The organism is Halobaculum sp. EA56 (genome assembly GCF_051195075.1).
GTDB lineage: Archaea > Halobacteriota > Halobacteria > Halobacteriales > Haloferacaceae > Halobaculum.
In genome coordinates, this window is record NZ_JBNTJX010000114.1 from 1 (window position 1) to 912 (window position 912).

Annotated in this window: 1 protein-coding gene and 1 pseudogene; both read right to left on the reverse strand. The window is 74.2% G+C overall.

Translation table 11 applies throughout. The features are described from left to right. A pseudogene (locus tag ACQUQ1_RS22445) lies at positions 1-140 on the reverse strand (amidohydrolase); the annotation flags it as partial. An 88-nt stretch (positions 141-228) separates the two neighbouring features. Next, complete coding sequence (locus ACQUQ1_RS22450; RefSeq protein ID WP_435066391.1) at positions 229-663, reverse strand: universal stress protein; 435 nt, start codon at positions 661-663, stop codon at positions 229-231. Between the last annotated feature and the right edge of the window lie 249 nt (positions 664-912).

Below are 912 nucleotides of genomic sequence, written 5' to 3' on the forward strand. Positions count from 1 at the left end.
TGGACGGCCGTCAGGTCGCGCTTCTCCAGCTCGTCGACGATGCGGGCGGTGGTGTAGAACTCGCACCACGCCGGCTCTGGGTGGCGGTGGAGGTCTCGGCGGAACGCGGACAGGTCCTCGTGAGCGACTGTCTGGCTCATACCGGATCGGTCCGCTCGGGCGGGCTTAAACCCGGGTCTCGCGGAAGTCCGCGGGGCCGGCCCGTCGTCGCGCCGCCCGGCCGGCGGCCTACTCCTCCTCGGCGTGTCGGACCGTGAGAACGGGCTGGTCCGCCGAGCGGACGACCCGCTCGGTCACCGACCCGAGGAGGTACCGGTCGAGGCCGCGCCGGCCGTGGGTCCCCATCACGATCATGTCGATCCCCTCCTCGTCGGCGTACTCCAGGATGGACCGGTAGGCGGTGCCGGAGACGACCGCCTCGATCACCGGGAGGTCCTCGTCGTCGGCGGCCTCGGCGATCCGCGAGACGGCCTCCCGGCCCTCCTCCTCCAGCGCGTCGGACACCAGGTCGGTGCCGGCCTCCAGCGCCGAGTAGGCCGTCGAGTCGACGACGTACAGCGCGTGGAGCGTGGCCTCGAAGCGGTCGGCGAGCGTCACCGCGTGCTCGACGGCCGCGTCGGCCGCCGGGCTCCCGTCGGTGGGGACCAGGATGCGGTCGTACATGACGCCCCGACGTACGGGGGCCAGTCGAAAAAGTCGGCGGTCGGCGGGACGGCGCGGTCCCGACGGCCGGCCGCCGGGGGCGACGCCGGGGTCGGGGGACGAGCGACGGCCGGACGGCGTCCGCGCCTACGCCGGGTCGTTCGCGCGGACGGCGTCCTCGCAGGCGCGGAGCGCGTCGTAGCGCTCCGCCTCGTCCTCGATGGCGACCGTCTCGACGACCTCCCAGGCGCCCCCGAGGAAGTCCAGCCC

Bases quoted from the DNA above. Each gene is read 5' to 3' on its own strand.
- ACQUQ1_RS22450 (WP_435066391.1), bottom strand. From the start codon at position 663: ATGTACGACCGCATCCTGGTCCCCACCGACGGGAGCCCGGCGGCCGAC.